We start from the raw sequence: 22,895 nt of genomic DNA on the forward strand, positions 1-22,895 counted from the left end.
AGGGCCCGCCGTTGGGGCGGCGGACCCTCTCGTGGTGCTGGTTCAGAAGACGACGGGCCGGTCCGTCAGGCCACCGACCCGATCCGGCCGGCCGGCTGCGCGGACGTGTCGTGGTGGATCGGCGTGTGCGCCCCGGTCAGCGAAACCCCGCTGCCGCCACGGCGGTTGGCCACGATCTCGGCCGCGATCGACAGGGCCGTCTCCTCGGGCGTACGGGCGCCCAGGTCGAGGCCGATCGGCGAGCGCAGGCGGGCCAGTTCGAGCTCGGTGACGCCGACCTCGCGCAGCCGCTTGTTGCGGTCCTCGTGGGTGCGGCGGGAGCCCATCGCGCCGATGTAGGCGACAGGAAGCTTGAGGGCGTGCTGGAGCAGCGGCACGTCGAACTTGGCGTCGTGGGTGAGCACCGCGAGGACCGTACGGCCGTCGACCTCGGTGCGCTCCAGGTACTTGTGCGGCCACTCGACCACGATGTCGTCCGCCTCGGGGAAGCGGGTCTTCGTCGCGAAGATCGGGCGGGCGTCGCAGACGGTGACGTGGTAGCCGAGGAACTTGCCGATACGGACCAGGGCCGAGGCGAAGTCGATGGCACCGAAGACGATCATGCGCGGGGCCGGCACCGAGGACTCGACGAGCAGCGTCAGGGGCTGTCCGCAGTGGGAGCCGTCCTCGCCTATGACGACAGTGCCGTTCTTCCCGCCGTCGAGCATCGCGGTGGCGGAGGCGGCGGCCGTGCGGTCGAGTTCGGGGTGGCCGCCGAGGCCGCCCTCGTACGAGCCGTCGGGCCGTACGAGCAGCGCCCGGCCCATGACTTCGGCCGGACCGTCGGTGATCCGCGCGACCGCGGCCGCCTCCCCCGCGGCGGCCGCGGCCAGCGCAGCGGCGAACACTCCCCGTCCCGGAGCGTCCGCCCGCATGGGGGTGACGAGGATGTCGATGATGCCGCCGCAGGTCAGGCCGACCGCGAAGGCGTCCTCGTCGCTGTAGCCGAAGCGTTCGAGCACGGTCTCGCCGTCCTCCAACGCCTGCATGCACAGGTCGTACACGGCTCCTTCCACGCACCCGCCGGAGACCGAACCGATGGCCGTGCCCTCGCTGTCGACGGCGAGCGCGGCGCCCGGTTGCCGGGGCCCGCTGCCGCTGACCGCCACGACGGTGGCGATCGCGAAGTCACGTCCCTGCTCGACCCACCGGTTCAGCTCTTCGGCGATGTCCAGCATGTTCGGTCTCCTAACGGATGTGTGGATGGGAACAGTCGGTGCTAGTGCAGGCCCAGCCAGCCCTCGATGGCGTTCAGCGAGAAGAAGGCCAGGAAGATGAGGGCGAGCACCCACATCAGCCAGCCGATCTCACGCCGGCGGCCGGTCACGACCTTGATCAGGACGTGGGCGATGATGCCCGCCGCGATGCCCGCGGTGATGGAGTACGTGAAGGGCATCAGGACGGTGGTCAGGAACACCGGGATGGAGGTGGCCTGGTCGTTCCAGTCGATGTGCTTGGCGTTGGACATCATCAGCGAGCCGATGACGACCAGCGCGGCGGCCGCGACCTGGGTCGGGATGACCTGGGCGAGCGGGGTGAAGAAGAGGCAGAGCGCGAAGCCCAGACCGGTGATGACGCTGGCGAGGCCGGTGCGCGCACCGTCGCCGACACCGGCGGTGGACTCGACGAACACGGTCTGGCCGGAGGCGCCGGCGACACCGCCGACCACACCGCCCGCACCGTCGATGGCCAGGGCCTTGTTGAGGCCCGGCATCTTGCCGTCCTTGTCGGCGAGTCCGGCCTGCTGGCCGATGCCGATGATGGTGCCGATGGCGTCGAAGAAGCCCGCGAGGACCAGGGTGAAGACGATGACGCCGACGGTGATGGCGCTGATGTCGCCGATGCCGGAGAAGGAGACCGAGCCGAAGAGGCCGAAGTCCGGCGAGGAGAACGGCGAGCCGTCGATGGTCGGGGAGTTGAGGCCCCAGTCCTTCGTGGACAGTCCGGCGACCTGGTGGACGATCGCGGCGAAGACGGTACCGCCGACGATGCCGATGAGGATCGCGCCCGGGACCTTGCGGACCAGGAGGGCGAAGATCAGGAGCACGGTGACCGCGAAGCAGACGACCGGCCAGCCGGTCAGCATGTCCTTGGTGCCGAGCTGGATGGGCTTGGCGCCCGCGACGCCGCCGTCACCGGGCATCGAGGTGACGAAGCCGGCCTGGACCAGGCCGATGAGGCAGACGAACAGGCCGATGCCCATGGTGATCGCGTGCTTGATCGCCAACGGGATCGCGTTCATGATCATTTCGCGGAGTCCGGTGACCACCAACAGCACGATGATCGCGCCGTAGATGATGCACATGGCCCACGCGTTGCCCCAGGTCATCTGCGGGGCGACCTGGAAGGCCATCACGGCCGAGACGCTGAGTCCGGCGGCGAGGGCCAGCGGCACGTTGCCGAGGAAGCCCATCGCGATGGTGGTCACCGCGGCCGCGAGCGCGGTGGCGGTGGTGAGTTCGGCGATGCTGAGCTGGGCTCCGGTGACGTCCTGCGCGCTGCTGAGGATCACCGGGTTCAGGAGGATGATGTACGCCATCGCCATGAAGGTGGTGATACCGCCGCGCACCTCCCGGCCCACGGTCGAACCACGCTGCGATATGCGGAAGTACCGGTCGAGCCAGGAACCGCCCGATGGTGGAGGCGCGACCGCGCCTGCTCCGTCGTTCGGGGAGATGTCGGCCTTGTTCGGCTCGATGGACTGCTGGGTCATGGTGCCTACTTCCCAAGGTTCATAGGGGCACCCGCTCGAGAGCGAGATTTGGGATTGCTCTGGGCTGCACGACCCGGGAGACGGCCCGAGAACGTTGCGTTGATGCGTGGGGTGTTGCGTGGTGGTGCGAAGTACCGCGAGCGGAGCGGCACTTGGCTCCGGGCATTCGGTGAGGGACCTGTGGGGCTCCCAGGGAGCCGCGTCGGACGCGGCTCCCGGCCGGAAGACTTGACCTATGACTCCTCGGCCACGTCCTGCCCGGAGGTGGGGCGGGAGGGTTCGCCTCCCGCCCCTGACACTCAGGTGCCGGTGAGGTGCTCGGGGCGCACCGGCGTCTTCGTGAGTTCCAGACCGGTGGCGTTCCGGATCGCGGCGAGGACGGCCGGCGTCGAGGAGAGCGTCGGTGCCTCACCGATGCCGCGCAGGCCGTACGGCGCGTTGGGGTCCGCCAGCTCGAGGTACTCGACCGGGATGGTCGGGGTGTCGAGGATGGTCGGGAGCAGGTAGTCCGTGAAGGAGGGGTTGCGCACCTTCGCGGTCTTGGGGTCGACGATGATCTCTTCCATCACCGCGACACCGAGGCCCTGGGTGGTGCCACCCTGGATCTGGCCGATCACGGAGAGCGGGTTGAGCGCCTTGCCGACGTCCTGGGCGCAGGCCAGCTCGACGACCTTGACGAGGCCGAGCTCGGTGTCCACCTCGACCACCGCGCGGTGCGCGGCGAAGGCGTACTGGACGTGGCCGTTGCCCTGGCCGGTGCGGAGGTCGAAGGCCTCGGTCGGGCGGTGCCGGAACTCCTCCTCGATCTCCACGGCCTCGTCCTCGAGCACGTCCACGAGGGACGCGAGGACCTCGCCGCCGTCGGTGACGACCTTGCCGCCCTCCAGGAGGAGTTCGGCGTTGGCCCACGCCGGGTGGTACGAACCGAACTTGCGCCGGCCGATCTCCAGGACCTTCTCGCGGACGAGCTCGCAGGAGTTCTTGATCGCGCCACCGGTCATGTAGGTCTGGCGGCCCGCGGAGGTCGAACCGGCCGAGCCCACCTGCGTGTCCGCGGGGTGGATGGTGACCTGCTGGACACCGAGCTCGGTACGGGCGATCTGCGCGTGGACGGTCACGCCGCCCTGGCCGACCTCGGCCATCGCGGTGTGGACCGTGGCGACGGCCTCACCGTTGATGACCTCGAGGCGGATCTTCGCGGTGGAGTAGTCGTCGAAGCCCTCGGAGAAGCCGACGTTCTTGATGCCGACCGCGTAGCCGACACCACGGACGACGCCTTCGCCGTGCGTGGTGTTGGAGAGACCGCCCGGGAGCGCGCGGACGTCGGCGCCCTCGGAGCTCTCCCACTGGCGCTCCGGCGGCATCGGACGGGCCTTGACCCGGCGGAGCAGCTCGGCCACCGGGGCGGGCGAGTCCACGACCTGGCCGGTCGGCATGAGCGTGCCCTGCTCCATGGCGTTGATCTGGCGCAGCTCGACGGGGTCCATGTCGAGGGCCGCGGCCAGCTTGTCCATCTGCGCCTCGTAGGCGAAGCAGGCCTGCACCGCGCCGAAGCCGCGCATGGCGCCGCAGGGCGGGTTGTTCGTGTAGAGGCCGATGGCCTCGATCTCGACGTCGTTGATGTCGTACGGGCCGACCGACAGCGAGGAGGCGTTGCCGACCACGGAGACCGTCGAGGAGGCGTACGCGCCGCCGTCCAGGACGATCTTGCACTTCATGTGCGTGATCTTGCCGTCCTTGGTGGCGCCGTGCTCGTAGTAGAGCTTCGCCGGGTGGCGGTGCACGTGCCCGAAGAAGGACTCGTAGCGGTTGTAGACCATCTTCACCGGCTTGCCGGTGCGCAGAGCCAGGATCGAGGCGAGGATCTGCATCGAGATGTCCTCGCGGCCGCCGAAGGCACCGCCGACACCGGCCATGGTCATGCGGACCTTGTCCTCGGGCAGGCCGAGGCAGGGCGCGATCTGCTCGCGGTCCGCGTGCAGCCACTGGGTGGCCACGTAGAGGTCGATGCCGCCGTCCTCGGCGGGCACGGCGAGGCCGGACTCCGGGCCGAGGAAGGCCTGGTCCTGCATGCCGAAGGTGTACTCGCCCTTGACGATGACATCGGCGCGCTTGGCGGCCTCGTCGGCGTTGCCGCGGACGATCGGCTGGCGGTGCACGATGTTGGGGTGCGGGACGTGCTTGGAGTGCTTGTCGTCGCGGCCCTCGTGGACGAGCACGGCGTCGGGAGCGGTCGCCGAGGCCTCATCGGTGATGAGGGGCAGCTCCTTGTACTCGACCTTGATCTTCGCGGCGGCGCGGCGCGCGGTCTCCGGGTGGTCGGCGGCCACGAGGGCGACCGGCTCACCGTGGTGACGGACCTTGCCGTACGCGAGCACGGGGGTGTCGCGGAACTCCAGGCCGTAGTTCTTCGCGGCCGGCAGGTCGTCGGCGGTCAGGACCGCGTAGACGCCGGACATCGCGAGGGCCTCGGAGGTGTCGATGGACACGATCTCGGCGTGCGCGACGGTGGAGCGCAGGGTCTGGCCCCAGAGCATCTCGTCGTGCCACATGTCCGAGGAGTAGGCGAACTCGCCGGTGACCTTGAGGGTGCCGTCCGGGCGCAGCGTCGACTCGCCGATGCCGCCCTGGGTCAGACCCTGGGTCACATCCCGGGGGATACCGGTGGTGGTGCCAGCCATGATCAGACCGCCTCTTCCTGACGGGCGGCCGCCAGGCGGACCGCGTCGAGGATCTTCTCGTAACCGGTGCAGCGGCAGAGGTTGCCGGAGAGCGCCTCGCGGATGTCCGCGTCGGACGGCGAGGAGTTGCGCTCCAGGAGCTCGTCCGCGGCGACCAGGAGACCGGGGGTGCAGAAACCGCACTGCACGGCGCCGGCGTCGATGAACGCCTTCTGGATCGGGGAGAGCTCGGTGCCCTCGCCGGTCTGGCCGTCGGTGCCCTTGGCCTGCCAGCGCTGGGCGGCGTCGAGCGAGGTGCCGCAGGAGCCGGAGCCGCAGGCGCCGCCCGGGTGGGCGTCGTCGCGGTGCGCGGCGTAGTCGGCGAGGCCCTCGACCGTCACGACCTCGCGGCCTTCGGCCTGGCCGGCGGCGACGAGACAGGAACAGACCGGCACGCCGTCGAGGCGGACGGTGCAGGAACCGCACTCGCCCTGCTCACAGGCGTTCTTGGAGCCCGGCAGGCCCATGCGCTCGCGCAGGACGTAGAGAAGGGACTCGCCCTCCCAGACATCGTCGGCCGTCTGCTTGCGGCCGTTGACCGTGAAATTGACTCGCATGGTTACGCGGCTCCTTCAAGCGTGCGGCCCTCTGCGTTGCCGCGGTACGACTCCCACGTCCACATCAGCGTGCGGCGGGCCATGACACCGACCGCGTGGCGGCGGTAGTTGGCCGAGCCGCGCACGTCGTCGATCGGGTTGCAGGCACCCGAGGCGAGCGTGGCGAACTGCTTCGCGATGGACGGGGTGATGATCTTGCCGTTGTCCCAGAAGCCGCCCTCTTCGAGCGCCGCGTTCAGGAACTCCTCGGCCTCCTTGGCACGGACCGGGGTCGGGGCCGCCGAGCCGATGCCGGTGCGCACGATGCGCTTCTCCGGGTGCAGGGCCAGGCCGAAGGCGCAGACCGCGATGACCATCGCGTTGCGCGTACCGACCTTGGAGAACTCCTGCGGTCCGGTGGCCTTGGGGATGTGCACCGACTTGATGAGCTCGTCGGCCTCGAGCGCGTTGCGCTTGACGCCCTTGTAGAACTCGTCGATCGGGATGAGGCGCACACCGCGGGCCTGCGACTCGACCTCGACGTGCGCGCCGGAGGCGAGCAGGGCCGGGTGCGAGTCACCGGCGGGCGAGGCGCAGCCCAGGTTGCCGCCGACGCCGCCGCGGTTGCGGATCTGCGGGGATGCGACGGTGTGCGAGGCGCGGGCCAGGCCCGGCAGCTCCGTCTTGAGGTTCTCGATGATCTGGGTGTACGGAACCGAGGCGCCGAGGACGACCTTCTCCTCGCCGACCTCCCACTGGCTCAGCTCCGCGATGCGGTTGAGGTCCAGGAGGTACTCGGGGCGACGGTGGTCGAAGTTGATCTCGACCATGACATCGGTGCCACCCGCAATCGGCACAGCTGTGGGGTGCTCGGCCTTGGCGGCGAGCGCCTCCTCCCAGCTGGCGGGGCGAAGGAAGTCCATCAGAGGCTCTCTTCTACGTATCGGGTCGTTCTGAGGGTCTTTTCGAGCCAGAGGACCTTTGGCCGTGCGGCCCCTGCCCCGACTCGTTCACGTGCTGTTAACGCGGAATAGCGCAAGTACACCGGCAGGACCTTGGTCCCGGTCAGTCACCGAAACCATGAAGGAGTTCCCTGGTCGCTGCTTTCATCTTGTAGATTCGTATGAAGGCCGGGTCCCACCAACCCCATCGGTTTCCTGTCGGAACCGCTTCACCCGGACCGGCGACACGATTCAAGCCAGCGACAGCGGAGAGGTACGACATGCGGCTGCGCGCCCTTCTGGAGACCGACGTGCTCGGCCTGCGGCTCCTCGGCGGCGAGGACGAGCTGGACCGCACCGTCCGCGGCGTCATGACCACGGACCTGCGGGACCCGAGCCGCTATCTCTCCGGCGGCGAGCTGGTGCTCACGGGACTGGCGTGGCGCAAGAGCCCGGCGGACTCCGAGCCGTTCGTGCGGATCCTGGCCCAGACCGGCGTCGCGGCCCTCGCGGCCGGTGAGGCCGAGCTCGGCGACATCCCCGACGACCTCGTCGAGGCCTGCGTACGCCACCGTCTGCCGCTGTTCGCGGTCAACGAGCAGGTGGCCTTCGCGACGATCACTGAGCACGTCGTCCGGCAGGTCTCCGGCGAGCGCGCCGGCGATCTCGCGGCCGTGGTGGACCGCCACCGGCGCCTGATGACCTCGGGCCCGGCGGGCGGCGGCCCGGACGTGGTGCTCGACCTGCTCGGCACCGACCTGGACCTGCGCGCGTGGGTCCTGTCCCCCGCCGGGCGGCCCATCGCGGGCTCCCGCTCGGTCGGCGAGCCGCTGTCCACCGAGGTGTGCACGGCCCTCGCGGCCGAGCACCTGGCCGCCATCCGCACGGGCCGCCGCGGCCCGCACCGTGTGAACGTCCAGGGGTCCACGTACTCGCTCTTCCCCATCCACAGCAGCGGCCGTGGCGCGGCCGCCGCCTCGCGCGACGTGCGCGAGACCGTGCTCTCGGACTGGCTGCTCGCGGTCGAGGCGGACGCGGGCGACTGGCCCGAGGAGCGGCTCGACCTGCTCCAGGGCGTCACGCAGCTGATCTCCGTGGAGCGCGACCGCCGCGACGCGGCCCGTACGGTGCGCCGCCGGCTCGCCCAGGAAGTCCTGGAGCTGGTGCAGACGGGCGCGGCCCCCGCCGAGATCGCCGCACGCCTGCGCGTGGCCGCCCCCGTGCTGCTGCCCGGTCTGGGCGCGGCCCCGCACTGGCAGGTCGTGGTCGCCCGCGTCGAGTGGGAGGGCGGCGAGATCGAGGGCGGCCCGGTGGCGCAGTCGCTCCTGGAGGAGATCCTCGTCGACCCGACCGCCTCGGGCCCCGAGCCCTCCGACCGGATCGCGGTGGCGCACACCGGCGACGAGGCCATCGCCCTCGTACCGCTGCCGGCCGTGGCGCCCGAGGACGGCCCGGAGCCCAGCCTGCTCGCGGACTCGCTGCTCGCCACCGTGCGCGAGCCGCTCGCGGCGGGCCTCTCGGACGACGGCCGCCTCACGCTCGGCGTCTCCGCCTCGGTGCACTCCGCGGACGGTCTGCGCGGCGCCCTGGAGGAGGCCCGGCACGCCCGCCGCGTCGCGGCGGCCCGGCCCGGCACGGTCTGCGCGGCCGGCCACCAGGAACTGGCCTCGCACGTCCTGCTCCTCCCCTTCGTGCCGGACGACGTCCGCCGCGCGTTCACGGCCCGGCTCCTGGACCCGCTGCGCGACTACGACCGCCGGCACCGCGCCGAGCTGATCCCGACCCTCGAGGCCTTCCTCGACTGCGACGGCTCCTGGACCCGCTGCGCCTCCCGGCTCCACCTGCACGTGAACACGCTGCGCTACCGCGTCGGGCGGATCGAACAGCTGACGGGCCGTGATCTGTCGCGCCTGGAGGACAAGTTGGACTTCTTCCTGGCGCTGCGGATGAGCTGAGGCAGGCGCCGGGGACGAGCTGGGCTCGGCGCTGCGGATGAGCTGAGCGCCCGCGCCCGCAGGGGCGCGCGCGTAGCACGGGGCGGGTGCGGTGCACGCACCCGCCCTTCGCTTTCCCAAGATTGTGAATTCCTTCACCCGCCCCCTTGGCGCCCCGCCCCGTTCCGTGCTGAGATGCCGCCACAGCTCAATGACGCGCTCCTGGGGAGGGGAATGTGGCGGACACCGCCGTGTCTGGCTCGGATTCCGTGTCAGGGTCCACGACGTCCGGGGCGAAGCCCCCGGCATCCGCACCGAAGGCCTCGACCGCCTCGGCCACACCGGTCCCCGAACCCGCGTTGAAGAGATCCGCCCTCCAGACCGCCGTCTGGCGCCTGCGCTCGCGCGGCTGCTGGACCGACGCGGCGGCCCTGCTCACCTCCGACCCCTCCCCCGCCGCGGCCCTCCAGCGCGCCTCCTTGCTCGTCGAGCGCTGCCTGTTCACGGAGCAGGGCTGGCCCGAGGCGGAGGACGCGCTGCGCACCGCCGAGGCACTCGCCCAGAACGACGAGGAACGCGGCGCGGCGGCCTGCGAGCGCGGTCATCTCGCGTACGCCTCAACGGTGTTGGCGGTACGGGACCGGGCGGACGAGGCCCGGGCCGCCCTCGGCCGCGCGGCGGCGCTGCTGCACCCGAGCGCGCCCGGCCGCCCGCTCCTGGACTTCCGGCGCGGCCTGATCGCCGAGCACATCGCCGACTCCCCGCAGGCCGCGCTCGCCGCCTACCGCAGGGCCCACGCGGGCGCGGCCGCCCACGACGACCCGCTGCTGCTCTCCTTCACCTGGCGCCACCTCGCCGGACTCGCGCTGCGCGAGGGCGAACTGGCGGAAGCGCGCCACGGTTTCGCGGAGTCCCTGCGCATACGGGAGGAACTGGGCTACCTCGTCGGCACGGCCCCGGCCCTGGTCGCCCTCGCCGAAGCCGAACCCGAGCCGACGGCAAGCCGATTGATGACGGAGGCGGCGCGGTTGTACCGGTTGCTCGGGGGTGTGCCTACGTGGTTGGCGGGACGCTTCCCGAGTAGCCCGACCAGCCCCGCCGGCGCTTGAGGCGATCCGAACGAAGTTCGGATGCGGGGTCCGGGGCTACGTGGCCGAGAAACCGCCGTCCACGAACAGGGTCTGGCCCGTCATGTAGCGCGCGGCCTCGCTCGCGAGGAACAGGGCCGGGCCGGCGAAGTCCTCCGGGGTCCCGTTGCGGCCCGTCATCGTGCGGTTCGCCATCGCCTCCACGCGGGCCGGATCGCTGAACACGGCCTCGGTGAGCGGGGTTTCGACGAAACCGGGGCCGAGGGCGTTCACGCAGACACCGTGCCGCGACCAGGCCTCGGCCTGGGAGCGGGTCAGCGCGCAGACCGCCGCCTTGGAGACGCCGTACGCACCGCTGTTGCCGAAGGCGCGCAGGGACTGCTGCGAGGCGAGGTGGATGATGCGGCCCCAGCCGCGCTCGGCCATCCCCGGCCCGAAGCGCTGCCCCAGGAAGTGCGGCGCGTCCAGGTTCACGGCCATCGTCGTGTCCCAGTCGGACTCGGTCAGATCGTCCAGCGGGGGACGGAGGTTGATGCCCGCGGAGGTGACCAGGATGTCCGGCTCGCCGTACGGGACGACTGCCTGTTCGGCGGCCTCGCGGAGCGCAGCGCGGTCGCCCACGTCCGCGGTGACGGCGGTGGCTTCGAGGCCCTCGGTGCGGAGTGCGTCGACGGTCTCCTGGAGCTTCTCGGCACCTCGGGCCATGAGGACCACTTTTGCGCCCGCCCTGGCCAGGGAGGTGGCGATGGCTCTGCCGATGCCGGAGCTGCCGCCGGTGATGAGGGCGGTGCGGGTGTGGAGGCCGAAGTGGGTGGCGAGGTGGACGGTGGGCTGGGCGGCGGGGTCCGGGGTCATGGGGTGATCTTGCCGCACAGGGTGTCTTCGGGTGCGGGTGGGGCAGGGTGCGGGCCGGTGCGCCTGTGGCGGGCGAGTTCTCCCTACCCGCCCCTTCCCGAACGGAACTGCTACTGCGCCCCGTTGAAGTGCTCCCGCACCAACGAGGACACCACCGCAAGGTCCTGCGCGACCAGCGCGTCGAGCAGCGCCGTGTGCTCCGCCGCGTCGGCGATCAGGTCGGCGCGGCGGACGTGGACCGGCCCCGTGGCCAGCGGCCACTGGGAGCGGCGGTGCAGGTCGTCCGCGACCATCACCAGCTGCCGGTTGCCCGAGAGCGCGAGGATCGCCCCGTGGAAGGCGCGGTCCGCGTCGACGTATCCGGCGATGTCCCCGCGCGCCGCCGCCGTCACCGTGGCCTCCGCGAGCGGCCGCAGCGTGCACCACTGGTCCGCCGGCACGGTGCGCGCGAGGCGCAGCATCACCGGGACCTCCAACAGCGAGCGGATCTCGATCAGTTCGGCCAGTTCCCGTGCGCTTCGCTCGGCGACCCGGAAGCCGCGGTTGGGCACGACCTCGACGGCGCCCTCGTGGGCGAGCTGCTGCATGGCCTCGCGTACGGGAGTGGCCGAGACCCCGAACCGGGCGGCGAGCGCGGGCGCCGAGTACACCTCGCCGGGCTCCAGCTCGCCCCCGACGAGGGCCGCGCGCAGGGCTTCGAGGATCTGCCCGCGTACGGAATGACGCTGGACGGGAGCGGCGGCCGCACCACCGGGAGCCGGACCGGCGGCGGCAGCGGAAGCCACGCCGGAACGGGCACCGGCAGCCACGCCGGAACCAGCACCCGAAGCCACGCCGGGGACCGGCACCGCGGCCGGTGCGGTCGGCTCGCTGTGCGTGTGCTCACCCCGGGCGACCTGCGCGGGGACACGCACCCCAGGCGGCGCGGACGGGCGGCCGGCCCCGCCCTCGTACGCGGCGGCCGAGGCGGGATCCGAGGCGGCGCGCGGTCGGGCCTGCTCCACTCGGGTCCACCTCCTCGGCACACGTTTCGGGTCGCGGGCCCCGGCGGCCCGACCCCCTGACGATAGGGAGCCCCCACCCGCAGTTCAAACATCGAATTCGTCGGGTAAGGTAAGGCTTACCTGCTAACGATCGCGATTCGGTGGTCCCCCGCATGTCCCTTGACGCCGCTCTGCCAGGCGCCGTGCGCGCAGCCCCTTCGGCTGTCGCGGATGCGTACGCGCGCCTGACCGAGGTGTTCCCCGGACTCGCGGTGCACGAACTGGCCGAGGGCGAGCAGGCCCCGCAGGGAGGCGGCTGGGTCGCCGCAGCCCGGCTCGCGGAAGGCGGGGCCGCGCTCGACACCTTTCTCGCATGGGACGACGCGCAGGTGCTCCGGGACTACGGGCAGCAGGCCCGCCCGGACGTGATCGCCAGCTTCGGGCTGCACCGCTACGCCTGGCCGGCCTGCCTGCTGATCACCGTGCCGTGGTTCCTCAGGCGCCGCGTGCCGCGCGTGCCCGTGGCGAACGTCACGTTCCAGCGGACCCTGGGAAAGATAGCCGTACGGGTCGAGGAGTTCGCCTGCCTGCCGGGCGATCCGCTGGCCGCTTCGCCGGGTGCACGGGTCGTGCCCGACGAGGCGGCGCTCATGGCGGAGGTACGGGCGGCGGTGGCCGAGCACCTGGGTCCGGTGCTCGAAGGCTTCGGACCGCGGATGCGGCGCGGGCCGCGCGCCCTGTGGGGCATGGCCACCGACGAGATCGTCGAGGGCCTCTGGTACATCGCGCATCTGCTCGGCGAGGAGCGCCGTGCGATGGCCGAGCTGGAGGAGCTGCTGCCCGGCACCACGAAGCCGTACGTGGGCACGGCGGCGTTCCGCGAGCTCACGGGTCCGAACGGTGAGGCGCTGCCCACCCGGGACCGGGCGAGCTGCTGCCTGTTCTACACGCTGCGCCCGGACGACACCTGCGTCACCTGTCCGCGTACCTGCGATGCGGAGCGGATCGTCAAGCTGACCGCAACCAGCTCCGCCTGAACCACCCGATCGGGTGAGAGTGCTCGAACGCAACTCCCCTGTTCAGTACGGCAGTTCGACCAGAAATCACTCATCCGTAGCCCTCGGCACCCCCTTGGCGTTCTCTTCCCACGAAACCCTCTGAACGCCTTTGCGTCTGCGTCAGGATGACGCCCGGTAGACCCCCTCATGCGACGCAAGGGACCCCGATGAGAATGACCGACATATCGCTGGACTGGCTGCTTCCCGGCGGGGTGCTGCTGCTCGGCATGCTGGTGGCGGTTGCGGTGCTCACGCGCGGCAAGCGGGCCGGTGCGAAGGCCGCCGTGGAGCAGGACTCTTGGGAGCGCAGCGAGGAGCGGCGCCGGCGCAAGGAGGCGATCTACGGATCGGCCTCGTATCTGCTCCTGTTCTGCTGCGCCGCGGTCGCGGCCGCACTCTCCTTTCACGGCCTGGTCGGCTTCGGCCGGCAGAACCTCAACCTGTCCGGGGGCTGGGAGTACCTGGTCCCGTTCGGCCTCGACGGCGCGGCGATGTTCTGCTCGGTGCTCGCGGTGCGCGAGGCCAGCCACGGTGACGCGGCGCTCGGCTCGCGCCTGCTCGTGTGGACCTTCGCGGGCGCCGCGGCCTGGTTCAACTGGGTGCACGCGCCCAGGGGGCTGGGCCACGCGGGCGCGCCGCAGTTCTTCGCGGGGATGTCGCTGAGCGCCGCGGTGCTCTTCGACCGCGCGCTCAAGCAGACCCGCAGGGCCGCCCTGCGCGAGCAGGGCCTGGTGCCGCGTCCGCTGCCGCAGATCCGTATCGTGCGCTGGCTGCGCGCGCCGCGCGAGACCTTCGGCGCCTGGTCGCTGATGCTCCTCGAAGGCGTGCGCACCCTGGACGAGGCGGTGGAGGAAGTACGCGAGGACCGCAAGGCCAAGGAGCAGAACCGGCTGCGGCGGCGCGAGCACGACCGGATGGAGCGCGCCCGCCTGAAGGCGGTGAGCCGGGGCCACGCCTTCAACGGCGGCCGCCGCACGGGCGGCAGGCTGGAGGTGGAGGCCGCCGCTCCGGGCGCCGGCAGCCCGCAGTCACTCGGGGAGCCCGCCATAGCGCCCGCGGAACAACTGCCCGTACGCAGCAGGCCCTCTCTTCAGGCCGTGACCGGCTCTGACGGCCCGGCCACCGTCGACCTCACCGCGGAGGACGACACCCAGACGCTTCCACGACTGGACTCCCTCGAGCAGAAGCTCAAGGATCTGGAGCAGCAATTCGGCTGAGCGTCACAGCAGTCGGGGGCGCCCCGCACCGGGGGCGCCCCCGCTCATGTCATGCGGGTCCGCAGTGTCATGCCGGTCCGCTGTCGAGTTCGAACCACACCACCTTCCCTGTCCCGTTCGGCCTGACGCCCCAGGCGTCCGCGAGGGACTGGACGAGCAGGAGTCCCCTGCCGTTCGTGCGCGTACCGTCGTCGGCGTGCGGTACCCGCGCCTTGGGCCTGCGGCCCGTGTAGTCCCTCACCTCGACCCGTAGCCGCTCCGGTGCCACGGTCGCGGTCAGCACCGCGTCGTACTCCGTGTGCACCAGCGCGTTGGTGACTATCTCGCTGGTCAGCAACTCCGCCACGTCCGAGCGTCCGGGCCTGCCCCAGTGCGCGAGCAACTCCCGTAACGCACGGCGCACTTCGGGCACCGCGCGCAGATCGGAGCGTCCGAGTCTGCACTTGAGTGATGCGTGCTCCCCCTGTGCCGTGGCGCCGTCGGCCGACCGCTGCCTTGCCTGCCCTGTCATGACCCCGCCCCGTGCGCCGATGACGACTCCCCTTCTGCACGTTCGGTCGTACTTGCTCACTTGCTTCCGGCGGCCTGTCTCCTCGAACAGGTTCACGGGATGCATGCCCGCCCGCCGCGCACAGCACGCATGTCGATTCGTCAACTAAGCGGCGGGCGCGGCGTATCGGGGCCTGCGGACGGGAAGCGGGGAACATCAGGAAGAGCGCGTGCGAGCCGACCGGCAAGCGAACAGGAGCCGTGATTTCCGATGCACGATGACCGACCGCTGGTGCAGGGGCGTCTGGAGCGAGCCCTGCGGCAGTTCATCCGCCCCGCCCAGTACGGGGAGCGGGTGCCGCTCTCCCTGTCCGTCTGGCACACACCGGGTGAACCGGTGCCGGTGGGCGAGGCGTTGACGGCCTCGTACGAGCCCTTCGCGACGGGCACGGAGTGGGGCAGCCCCTGGTCCACCAGCTGGTTCAGGCTGGAGGGGGCCGTACCGCAGACCTGGGCGGGCCGCCACGTGGAGGTGGTCGTCGACCCTGGGTTCAGCGGGGAGGGCCCCGGATTCCAGGCCGAGGGGATGCTGTACGACGCAACCGGCGTCCCCCTCAAGGGAATTCACCCGCGGAACCGGCATCTCACAGTGGCCGAGCGGGCCGAGGGCGGCGAGGAGGTGCGGCTGCTCCTCGAAGCGGCGGCCAATCCGACCGTGCTCTCGCACGACTTCGAGCCGACGCACCTGGGCGACATCCTGACGGCCGGGGATCGGCCCATCTACCGATTCGCGTCTGCCGACCTCGCCGTACTGAACGTAGACGTCTGGCAGCTGGTCCTCGACATCGAGGTGCTCTCGGAGCTGATGGCGGAGCTGCCGGCCGACCGGCCGCGGCACCACGAGATCCTGCGCGCCCTGGAGGACATGCTGGACGCGCTCGACCTGCACGACGTGCCGGGCACGGCGGCCGCCGCGCGCACCGCCCTGAGCAGTGAGCTCGCCAAGCCCGCCGCGGCCAGCGCCCACCGCGTCTCGGCCACCGGCCACGCGCACATCGACTCGGCCTGGCTGTGGCCGCTGCGCGAGACGGTCCGCAAGGCCTCGCGCACCTTCGCCAATGTCACGGCGCTCGCCCGCGACTACCCCGAGCTGGTCTTCTCCTGCTCGCAGGCGCAGCAGTACGCCTGGGTCAAGGAGCACCAGCCGCACATCTGGGAGCGCATCAAGAAGGCCGTGGCGGACGGCAATTGGGCGCCGGTGGGCTCGATGTGGGTGGAGTCCGACGCGAACATGCCGGGCGGTGAGGCCCTGGTCCGGCAGATCGTGCACGGCAAGCGGTTCTTCCAGGAGGAGCTCGGCGTCGAGACCGAGGAGATCTGGCTGCCGGACTCCTTCGGCTACACCGCCGCCTTCCCGCAGCTGGCGAAGCTGGCCGGGGTGCGCTGGTTCCTCACGCAGAAGCTCTCCTGGAACCAGACCAACAAGATGCCCCACCACACCTTCTGGTGGGAGGGCATCGACGGCACGCGCGTGTTCACGCACTTCCCGCCGGTGGACACGTACAACTCGCAGTTCCTCGGCAGCGAACTCGCCCACGCGGAGAAGAACTTCCGCGACAAGGGCCGCGCCTCGCACTCGCTGGTCCCCTTCGGCTGGGGCGACGGCGGCGGCGGTCCCACCCGCGAGATGCTGGAGCGGGCGCGCCGGCTGCGCTCCCTCGAAGGGTCGCCGCGGGTCGAGATCGAGAAGCCCTCGGTGTTCTTCCGCGCGGCCGAGGAGGAGTACGCGGAGGCCGCGCCGGTCTGGTCGGGCGAGCTGTACCTGGAGCTGCACCGGGCCACGTACACGACGCAGGCGAAGACCAAGCAGGGCAACCGGTACAGCGAACACCGGCTGCGCGAGACCGAGTTGTGGTGCACGGCGGCGGCCCTGCGCTCCGCGGAGTACGCCTACCCGTACGAGGCGCTCGACCGGATCTGGAAGACGGTGCTGCTCCACCAGTTCCACGACATCCTGCCCGGCTCCTCGATCGCCTGGGTGCACCGCGAAGCACGCGACACCTACGCGCGGGTGCTCGCCGAGCTCGACGCGCTGACGGCCGAGGCGGTACGGGCGCTCGGCCCCGGCGACCTCTCGGTGCTCAACTCCTCGCCGTACCCGCGCAGCGAGGTGGTCGACACGGCGGACGGGCCGGTCCATGTGAACGTGCAGGGCCTGGGCACCAAGTCCCTGGCCGCGGCGGCGGCGCACACCCGTGACTCCGCGCTCTTCGCCGAGGAGACCGACGAGGGCATCACGCTGACGAACGAGCACCTGTCGGTGGCGGTCGACCGCGACGGACTGCTCACCTCCGTACGGGACCTGGACGCCGGGGGCCGCGAGGTGCTCGCGCCCGGCACGCGCGGCAACCTCCTCCAGCTGCACCCCGACCACCCCAACCAGTGGGACGCCTGGGACATCGACAAGCACTACCGGCGCAAGCACACGGACCTCACGGCCGCCGAGTCGGTGGAGCTGGTGGAGTCCGGTCCGCTGCGGGCCGTGGTCCGGGTCGTCCGGGCCTTCGGCTCCTCGCGCCTCACGCAGGAGCTGCGCCTGAGCACCGGCAGCCGGCGCATCGACGTGGTGTGCGAGGTGGACTGGCAGGAGTCGGAGAAGGTCCTGAAGGCGGCCTTCCCGCTGGACGTACAGGCCGAACGGTCGGCCGCGGAGATCCAGTTCGGCCATGTGCACCGGCCCACGCACACCAACACCGGCTGGGACGCGGCCCGCTTCGAGATCTGCGCGCACCGGTGGCTGCGCGTGGCGGAGGAGGGGTACGGGGTCGCGGTACTCAACGACTCCACGTACGGCCATGACGTGACGCGTACCCCGCACGAGGACGGCCTGGGCACCACGGTCCGCCTCACGCTGCTGCGGGCCCCGCACTCCCCCGACCCCGAGACGGACCTCGGCACGCACCGCTTCACCTACGCACTGCTGCCGGGTGCGGGCGTGGGCGAAGCGGTCGCCGAAGGACTGGCCCTGAATCTGCCGCTGCGGGTGGCGGACGCACCGGATGTGGCTCCCCTGGTCACAGTGGACGATCCGGCGGTGACGGTGGAGTCGGTCAAGCTGGCCGAGGACCGCAGCGGCGACGTGGTCGTGCGGCTCTACGAGTCGCGCGGCGGGCGGGCCCGAGCCCGGCTCACGGCGTCGTTCCCGGTGGCGCGGGCCGAGGTGACCGATCTGCTCGAGCGGCCGCTGGGCGCGGCGGACGCGGACGCGGAAGGGCTCACGCTGTCGCTGCGCCCGTTCCAGATCGTGACGCTGCGGCTGCGGCCGGCCTGACCCCGGCACTCCCCGGCGCCCGGTCGCGCGCACCTCGGAACACGCCTGTGCCAGGTCACGCGCACCTCTGAACACCCCTGTGCCCGGTCCCACGAACTGCGGGACCGGGCACAGGAAGGGGTGCGACGTGCGGGCGTGTTACAGGATGCCCAGGTTCAGACCGAGGTCGACGTCCGCGTCCAGGTCGAGGATCGCGTCGAGGTCGAGGCCCAGGTCCAGGTCCAGGTCGAGGGCGACGTCGAGGCCGAGGGCGGCCACGAGGTCGACGTCGACGACCGCGCCGACCGCGAGGTCGAGGTCCACGTCCAGGGCGGCGTCGATCACCGTGTCGGTGTCGATCTCGATGCAGGTGCCGAGCTGGGTACCGAGGTCCGCGAACGCGGCGGCGTTCAGCGCGATGCCGTCCGTGGCCAGCGACAGCGTGGCCTTGCTGGTGCCCTCGTGCAGCTCGGCGTGGACCTCGTCCGCCTTGACGACCGCACCGAGGCGGACGTTGGCCTTGGCGCCGACCTTGGCGGTGATCGCGCCGGTGCGGATGTCGACGGCCAGGTTGGTCACGCGGACCTTCTTGGCGCCCTTGCGCAGCTCGACGCCGCCCTGGAGCAGGACCTTGCCGCCGACGATCTGCTTGTTCTTGTGGGTGAGGACGGAGCCGCGGCCGACCTTGAGCGACACCTCGCCGTCCACGGCCACGGCGCCGCCGATGCCTACGGCCACCAGGCCGTGGGCCTCGAGGTCGAGCAGCGCGTCGAGGTCGAGGGTGAGGCCGGCACCGACGAGGGCGGTGTTCGGGGACGGCGCGACGACCGACGCGGCCGGAGCGCGGTCGGGGGTGGCGGCGAGGGCGGCGGGGGCGGTGACGCCGGAGATGAGCAGGGCGGCGACGGCGACGGCGGAGACGCGGCGGTAGGCGGTCATGAGTGGCACGGGCCTTTCTGTGGAGAAAGTGTGATGGTCACTCGATGACACTTTCCGCGCCGGTCGCCGGACTTGGCGGGCCGCACGCACAGTCCACTCGTACGGCCCACCGACACGCCACCCAGAAGCTCGACACGCCGTCAGGGCGCGCCCTCACATATCAAGGCCTCGGCACATTGCGCAGGTTGGAGCGGGCCATCTGGAGCATCCGGCCCACCCCTCCGTCCAGAACGATCTTGCTGGCGGAGAGCGCGAACCCGGTCACCATCTCGGCGCTGATCTTCGGCGGGATGGAGAGCGCGTTGGGGTCGGTGACCACGTCGACGAGTGCGGGGCCCTTGTGCTTGAAGGCGTCCTTGAGCGCGCCGGCGAGCTGCTTCGGCTTCTCGACGCGCACGCCGTACGCACCGCAGGCGCGGGCGACGGCGGCGAAGTCGGGGTTCTTGTTGCCGGTGCCGAAGGAGGGCAGACCGGCGACCAGCATCTCCAACTCGACCATGCCGAGGGAGGAGTTGTTGAAGAGGATCACCTTCACCGGCAGGTCGTACTGGACGAGGGTGAGGAAGTCGCCCATCAGCATCGAGAAGCCGCCGTCGCCGGACATCGAGATGACCTGGCGGTTGCGGTCGGTGAACTGGGCGCCGATGGCGTGCGGCAGCGCGTTGGCCATCGAGCCGTGCGAGAACGAACCGATGATGCGGCGGCGGCCGTTGGGGCTGATGTAGCGGGCGGCCCAGACGTTGCACATGCCGGTGTCGACGGTGAACACGGCGTCCTCGTCGGCCATGTCGTCGAGGACGGAGGCCACGTACTCGGGGTGGATCGGGACGTGCTTCTCGACCTTGCGGGTGTACGCCTTGACCACGCCTTCGAGGGCGTCGGCGTGCTTCTTGAGCATCTTGTCGAGGAACTTGCGGTCGTTCTTGGTGCGCACCCGCGGGGTCAGACAGCGCAGCGTCTCGCGGACGTCGCCCCACACCGCGAGGTCGAGCCTGGAGCGGCGGCCGAGGTGCTCGGGCCGGATGTCGACCTGGACGATCTTCACGTCGTCGGGCAGGAAGGCGTTGTACGGGAAGTCGGTGCCGAGCAGGATCAGCAGGTCGCACTCGTGGGTGGCCTCGTAGGCGGCGCCGTAGCCGAGCAGTCCGCTCATGCCGACGTCGTACGGGTTGTCGTACTGGATCCACTCCTTGCCGCGCAGGGCGTGGCCCACCGGGGACTTGATCTTCTCGGCGAACTCCATGACCTCGGCGTGCGCGCCCGCCGTGCCGCTGCCGCAGAACAGCGTGACCTTGTCCGCCTCGTCGATCATCGCGACGAGGCGCTCGATCTCCGCGTCGCCGGGGCGGATCGTGGGGCGCGAGGTGACCAGGGAGGTCTCGGCCGCCTTTTCGGGGGCCTGCTCGGAGGCCACGTCACCCGGCAGGCTGACGACGCTGACGCCGCGCTGTCCGACCGCGTGCTGGATCGCGGTCTGGAGCAGGCGGGGCATCTGCTTCGGGTTGGAGATCAGCTCGCTGTAGTGGCTGCACTCGCGGAAGAGCTGGTCGGGGTGGGTCTCCTGGAAGTAGCCGAGCCCGATCTCGTGCGAGGGGATGTGCGAGGCCAGGGCGAGGACGGGGGCCATGGAGCGGTGGGCGTCGTACAGGCCGTTGATGAGGTGCAGGTTGCCCGGGCCGCAGGAGCCGGCGCAGGCGGCGAGGTTTCCGGTGACCTGCGCTTCGGCGGCGGCCGCGAAGGCGGCGGTCTCCTCGTGCCGTACCTGGATCCAGTCGATCGCGGCGTTGCGGCGGATGGCGTCCACGATCGGGTTGAGGCTGTCCCCCACGACTCCGTACAGGCGGCGGACGCCCGCCTTGGTGAGGATGTCGACGAACTGCTCGGCGACGTTCTGCTTGGCCATGGGGTCTGCACTCCTCGTACTGGATGACGGATCTTCGTACGGTTGCAGTCCATGATCTGCGCCTTGCGGCGGTATGTCGCCCGGTGTGCGCCGGTCCCAGGGCGCTCAGGCCTCCCAGACGGCCGCGGCGGTGCGGTCGTCGGCGTATCCCTTCACGCGCAGCTGGATGTCGGCCAGGTAATCCGCGAGACCCGGGGGCTCGCCCTTCGACCAGCGGTCCTTCAGGGCACCTGCGAGCGCGGGCTCGCCGCGCAGCGGTTCCGCGAGACCGCCGCTGCACAGGAGCAGCGTGTCGCCCGGGCGGGCCACGGAGGCGCGGAAGCGGAAGGGCTCGCGGGGCGGGCCCGGCGGCTCGTCGTACGGGCTCGGCGGGGTGGTGATGCCGAGGTCCATCGTCAGCCGGTCCCCCTCGGGCGTCTCGGACGGCACCGAACCGAAGCCGACCACGGGCTCGCCCGCCGCGTCGGCCACCTTCGGCTCGATGTCCTGCCACTCGCCGCCCCTGAGCCGGAAGAGCCCGCCGCCGCCGACGCCGAAGAACACCCGGGTACGGCACTCGGGGTCGGCGGGCAGGAGAAGGCAGCGCAGGGAGGTGGCGGTGTACTCCTCGGGCTCAAGGCCGCGCTCGGCCGCGCCGGCGCGCAGCTTGCCGAGGCTGCGGTCGGTCAGGCGGTGCAGGCCCGACTTCAGGTCCCCGCGCCGCGCGCCCCTGATGTCCTCGGCGAGCCGGGCGTGGCTGCGGCCGACGGCTCGGCCGATCCAGTGACAGGCCTCGGCGGCCGCGAGGTGCGCGCCAGGGGTCGCCCGCGCTCCGGTGGCCATCGCCACCAGGACGAGGGCGCTGTCGCCGCTGCCGAAGCGCGCGGTGAGCAGCGAGTCGCGGCGGACCTCGCCTCGGTAGCGCGCGGAGTCCCCGCGTACGGAGGTGGCGCGCAGCGTGTAGGCCCCGTAGCGGGCGCCGTCGAGCACGGTGTCCGCGACGAGGTTCATCAGCTCGTCGGGGTCGGCGGGCGGGAGGGTGCTGGGCTCGGCGTCGTAGGTGGGCGGGCCGTCGCCGACGTAGTTGGGCAGGGGGGTGGGGCGTCGGGGCGGCTCCGTGGTGGCCGGGCGCGGTGTGTTCTCTGGTCGCTGTGGACTCTCCGTGCGCTGTTCGTGCTGGGTGCGCTGTGGGTCCGTCACGTCCTGCGCTCCGGATGACTGTGATCCGGACGCCTGCGCTCCGGACGCCAGCGCTCGGGACGCCTGCGCCGATACCGCGATGTCCGACTCGCCGGTGTCGGCGGGTCCGGCGTGCTTCGGGCGGCCGGGGCGCTGCGGATCGGCGGGCTGCGGGCTGTCGGACTGCCGGTCGGTGGGCTCGTCGACGGGTGCGGCCGGGGCGGGTGCTGCCGGTGTGGGCGGGGCAACCGGGGCCTGGTTGCTGGGGATTTCGGCGCCCGGTGGTGCGGTGAGGTCGCGGTCGTGGGCCGCGCGCGGGGCCGGTGACGCGGGTCCGGCAGGCGTCGCGGGTCCGGCAGGCGTCGCGGGCGGCGCGGGCGGCGGGTTGTACGGAGGCGGGGTCCAGGTGCGCGGGCGGGGCGGGCCCGCGGGCGGGGGCGGCGGGGGCGCCGCCGGGGCCGTGGCTGGGGGTGCGGGGTGGGCGGGCGGCGCATCGAACCGGGGTGCGCCAGGGGCGCGGTCGGCGTTCGCGGCGCGTACCGCCTCGGCCGCCCGGGCGTCGTCGGCGGCCAGTTCCTCGTCGGCGGCCCGCTTGTCGCCGGCGGCCCACTCCCCACCGGGTGCGGTCTCCTCGTACGGCGGCCGGCTCGCGTGCGGCACCCGGCCCTCCGGCGCCCCGTCCTCCTCCACCACCGTGTCGGCGGCGGACGCGAACCGGTCGTCGAGGGACTCGGGGGTCGCGGTCGGGCCGGTGTCGTCGGCGAGCTCGTCGCCGTACAACTCCTCCCACCAGTCGTCCCCGTGGCCCGCCGTGTCGTTGCGCCTGTCCCCCTGCTGGCTCATGCCCCTATTGTCCACCGCACGCGGCGTACGAAAACGGGGCATCCCGAAAATTCTCGGCGCGAGGAGAACGCGGTGACGAGGCCGTGAAAAGAAATCCCGCGCGGGTGTCGATTCCGGCAGGCTCGGTTCGACGCAAGGGTGAGAGCGCGCAACGGGCGCGCGAGCGCAT

The 22,895-nt window shown here is 71.7% G+C and carries 16 protein-coding genes; 5 read left to right on the forward strand and 11 right to left on the reverse strand.

Going from position 1 to position 22,895, the window contains the following annotated elements; translation table 11 throughout:
• Nucleotides 1-65: 65 nt before the first annotated feature.
• From BLT97_RS06155 to BLT97_RS06175, 5 genes are all read right to left on the reverse strand, one after another.
• On the reverse strand, nt 66-1,217 hold the full coding sequence (locus BLT97_RS06155; RefSeq protein WP_093607579.1) for an XdhC family protein: 1,152 nt from the start codon (nt 1,215-1,217) through the stop codon (nt 66-68).
• Between the two features lie 41 nt (nt 1,218-1,258).
• Complete coding sequence (locus tag BLT97_RS06160) at nt 1,259-2,752, reverse strand: NCS2 family permease (RefSeq protein ID WP_093607580.1); 1,494 nt, start codon at nt 2,750-2,752, stop codon at nt 1,259-1,261.
• A 299-nt stretch (nt 2,753-3,051) separates the two neighbouring features.
• A complete protein-coding gene (locus BLT97_RS06165; protein WP_093607581.1) occupies nt 3,052-5,433 on the reverse strand; it encodes a xanthine dehydrogenase family protein molybdopterin-binding subunit in 2,382 nt (793 codons plus the stop codon).
• A 2-nt stretch (nt 5,434-5,435) separates the two neighbouring features.
• The gene (locus tag BLT97_RS06170; protein WP_093607582.1) at nt 5,436-6,029 is read right to left on the reverse strand and encodes a (2Fe-2S)-binding protein; all 594 of its coding nucleotides are present in this window, start codon (nt 6,027-6,029) and stop codon (nt 5,436-5,438) included.
• A gap of 2 nt (nt 6,030-6,031) precedes the next feature.
• Nucleotides 6,032-6,931, reverse strand: a complete 900-nt coding sequence (locus BLT97_RS06175; protein WP_093607583.1) for an FAD binding domain-containing protein — start codon at nt 6,929-6,931, stop codon at nt 6,032-6,034.
• A gap of 299 nt (nt 6,932-7,230) precedes the next feature.
• Between BLT97_RS06175 and BLT97_RS06180 the strand changes: the two genes are divergently transcribed.
• Both BLT97_RS06180 and BLT97_RS06185 read left to right on the forward strand, forming a co-directional pair.
• The gene (locus BLT97_RS06180; RefSeq protein ID WP_093607584.1) at nt 7,231-8,904 is read left to right on the forward strand and encodes a PucR family transcriptional regulator; all 1,674 of its coding nucleotides are present in this window, start codon (nt 7,231-7,233) and stop codon (nt 8,902-8,904) included.
• 338 nt (nt 8,905-9,242) lie between these two features.
• Complete coding sequence (locus tag BLT97_RS06185) at nt 9,243-9,992, forward strand: hypothetical protein (protein WP_093607585.1); 750 nt, start codon at nt 9,243-9,245, stop codon at nt 9,990-9,992.
• A gap of 36 nt (nt 9,993-10,028) precedes the next feature.
• On the opposite strand, the gene BLT97_RS06190 is transcribed toward BLT97_RS06185, so the two are convergent.
• Both BLT97_RS06190 and BLT97_RS06195 read right to left on the reverse strand, forming a co-directional pair.
• On the reverse strand, nt 10,029-10,826 hold the full coding sequence (locus BLT97_RS06190; RefSeq protein ID WP_093607586.1) for an SDR family NAD(P)-dependent oxidoreductase: 798 nt from the start codon (nt 10,824-10,826) through the stop codon (nt 10,029-10,031).
• Between the two features lie 110 nt (nt 10,827-10,936).
• The gene (locus BLT97_RS06195) at nt 10,937-11,830 is read right to left on the reverse strand and encodes a GntR family transcriptional regulator (protein WP_425442648.1); all 894 of its coding nucleotides are present in this window, start codon (nt 11,828-11,830) and stop codon (nt 10,937-10,939) included.
• A 152-nt stretch (nt 11,831-11,982) separates the two neighbouring features.
• Here BLT97_RS06195 and BLT97_RS06200 point away from each other — a divergent pair, with 152 nt between their 5' ends.
• Both BLT97_RS06200 and BLT97_RS06205 read left to right on the forward strand, forming a co-directional pair.
• On the forward strand, nt 11,983-12,846 hold the full coding sequence (locus BLT97_RS06200) for a (2Fe-2S)-binding protein (RefSeq protein ID WP_093607587.1): 864 nt from the start codon (nt 11,983-11,985) through the stop codon (nt 12,844-12,846).
• 188 nt (nt 12,847-13,034) lie between these two features.
• Entirely contained in the window at nt 13,035-14,084 is a 1,050-nt protein-coding gene (locus tag BLT97_RS06205; RefSeq protein WP_093607588.1) for a DUF2637 domain-containing protein, read from the forward strand.
• A 67-nt stretch (nt 14,085-14,151) separates the two neighbouring features.
• On the opposite strand, the gene BLT97_RS06210 is transcribed toward BLT97_RS06205, so the two are convergent.
• Nucleotides 14,152-14,595, reverse strand: a complete 444-nt coding sequence (locus BLT97_RS06210) for an ATP-binding protein (RefSeq protein ID WP_176953656.1) — start codon at nt 14,593-14,595, stop codon at nt 14,152-14,154.
• A 249-nt stretch (nt 14,596-14,844) separates the two neighbouring features.
• Here BLT97_RS06210 and BLT97_RS06215 point away from each other — a divergent pair, with 249 nt between their 5' ends.
• Nucleotides 14,845-17,904: an alpha-mannosidase gene (locus BLT97_RS06215; protein ID WP_093607590.1), complete on the forward strand. Its 3,060-nt coding sequence runs from the start codon at nt 14,845-14,847 to the stop codon at nt 17,902-17,904.
• 138 nt (nt 17,905-18,042) lie between these two features.
• On the opposite strand, the gene BLT97_RS37765 is transcribed toward BLT97_RS06215, so the two are convergent.
• From BLT97_RS37765 to BLT97_RS06230, 3 genes are all read right to left on the reverse strand, one after another.
• The gene (locus BLT97_RS37765) at nt 18,043-18,831 is read right to left on the reverse strand and encodes a hypothetical protein (protein WP_176953657.1); all 789 of its coding nucleotides are present in this window, start codon (nt 18,829-18,831) and stop codon (nt 18,043-18,045) included.
• A gap of 151 nt (nt 18,832-18,982) precedes the next feature.
• Nucleotides 18,983-20,725, reverse strand: a complete 1,743-nt coding sequence (locus BLT97_RS06225; RefSeq protein WP_093607591.1) for a pyruvate dehydrogenase — start codon at nt 20,723-20,725, stop codon at nt 18,983-18,985.
• 105 nt (nt 20,726-20,830) lie between these two features.
• Nucleotides 20,831-22,726, reverse strand: a complete 1,896-nt coding sequence (locus BLT97_RS06230; protein ID WP_093607592.1) for a protein phosphatase 2C domain-containing protein — start codon at nt 22,724-22,726, stop codon at nt 20,831-20,833.
• Nucleotides 22,727-22,895: the final 169 nt, after the last annotated feature.

Origin of the sequence: Streptomyces indicus, assembly GCF_900100315.1 — a bacterium.
GTDB lineage: Bacteria > Actinomycetota > Actinomycetes > Streptomycetales > Streptomycetaceae > Streptomyces > Streptomyces indicus.

Bases quoted from the DNA above. Each gene is read 5' to 3' on its own strand.
- BLT97_RS06155 (WP_093607579.1), bottom strand. From the start codon at position 1,217: ATGCTGGACATCGCCGAAGAGCTGAACCGGTGGGTCGAGCAGGGACGT.
- BLT97_RS06160 (WP_093607580.1), bottom strand. From the start codon at position 2,752: ATGACCCAGCAGTCCATCGAGCCGAACAAGGCCGACATCTCCCCGAAC.
- BLT97_RS06165 (WP_093607581.1), bottom strand. From the start codon at position 5,433: ATGGCTGGCACCACCACCGGTATCCCCCGGGATGTGACCCAGGGTCTG.
- BLT97_RS06170 (WP_093607582.1), bottom strand. From the start codon at position 6,029: ATGCGAGTCAATTTCACGGTCAACGGCCGCAAGCAGACGGCCGACGAT.
- BLT97_RS06175 (WP_093607583.1), bottom strand. From the start codon at position 6,931: ATGGACTTCCTTCGCCCCGCCAGCTGGGAGGAGGCGCTCGCCGCCAAG.
- BLT97_RS06180 (WP_093607584.1), top strand. From the start codon at position 7,231: ATGCGGCTGCGCGCCCTTCTGGAGACCGACGTGCTCGGCCTGCGGCTC.
- BLT97_RS06190 (WP_093607586.1), bottom strand. From the start codon at position 10,826: ATGACCCCGGACCCCGCCGCCCAGCCCACCGTCCACCTCGCCACCCAC.
- BLT97_RS06200 (WP_093607587.1), top strand. From the start codon at position 11,983: ATGTCCCTTGACGCCGCTCTGCCAGGCGCCGTGCGCGCAGCCCCTTCG.
- BLT97_RS06205 (WP_093607588.1), top strand. From the start codon at position 13,035: ATGAGAATGACCGACATATCGCTGGACTGGCTGCTTCCCGGCGGGGTG.
- BLT97_RS06210 (WP_176953656.1), bottom strand. From the start codon at position 14,595: ATGACAGGGCAGGCAAGGCAGCGGTCGGCCGACGGCGCCACGGCACAG.
- BLT97_RS06215 (WP_093607590.1), top strand. From the start codon at position 14,845: ATGCACGATGACCGACCGCTGGTGCAGGGGCGTCTGGAGCGAGCCCTG.
- BLT97_RS06225 (WP_093607591.1), bottom strand. From the start codon at position 20,725: ATGGCCAAGCAGAACGTCGCCGAGCAGTTCGTCGACATCCTCACCAAG.
- BLT97_RS06230 (WP_093607592.1), bottom strand. From the start codon at position 22,726: ATGAGCCAGCAGGGGGACAGGCGCAACGACACGGCGGGCCACGGGGAC.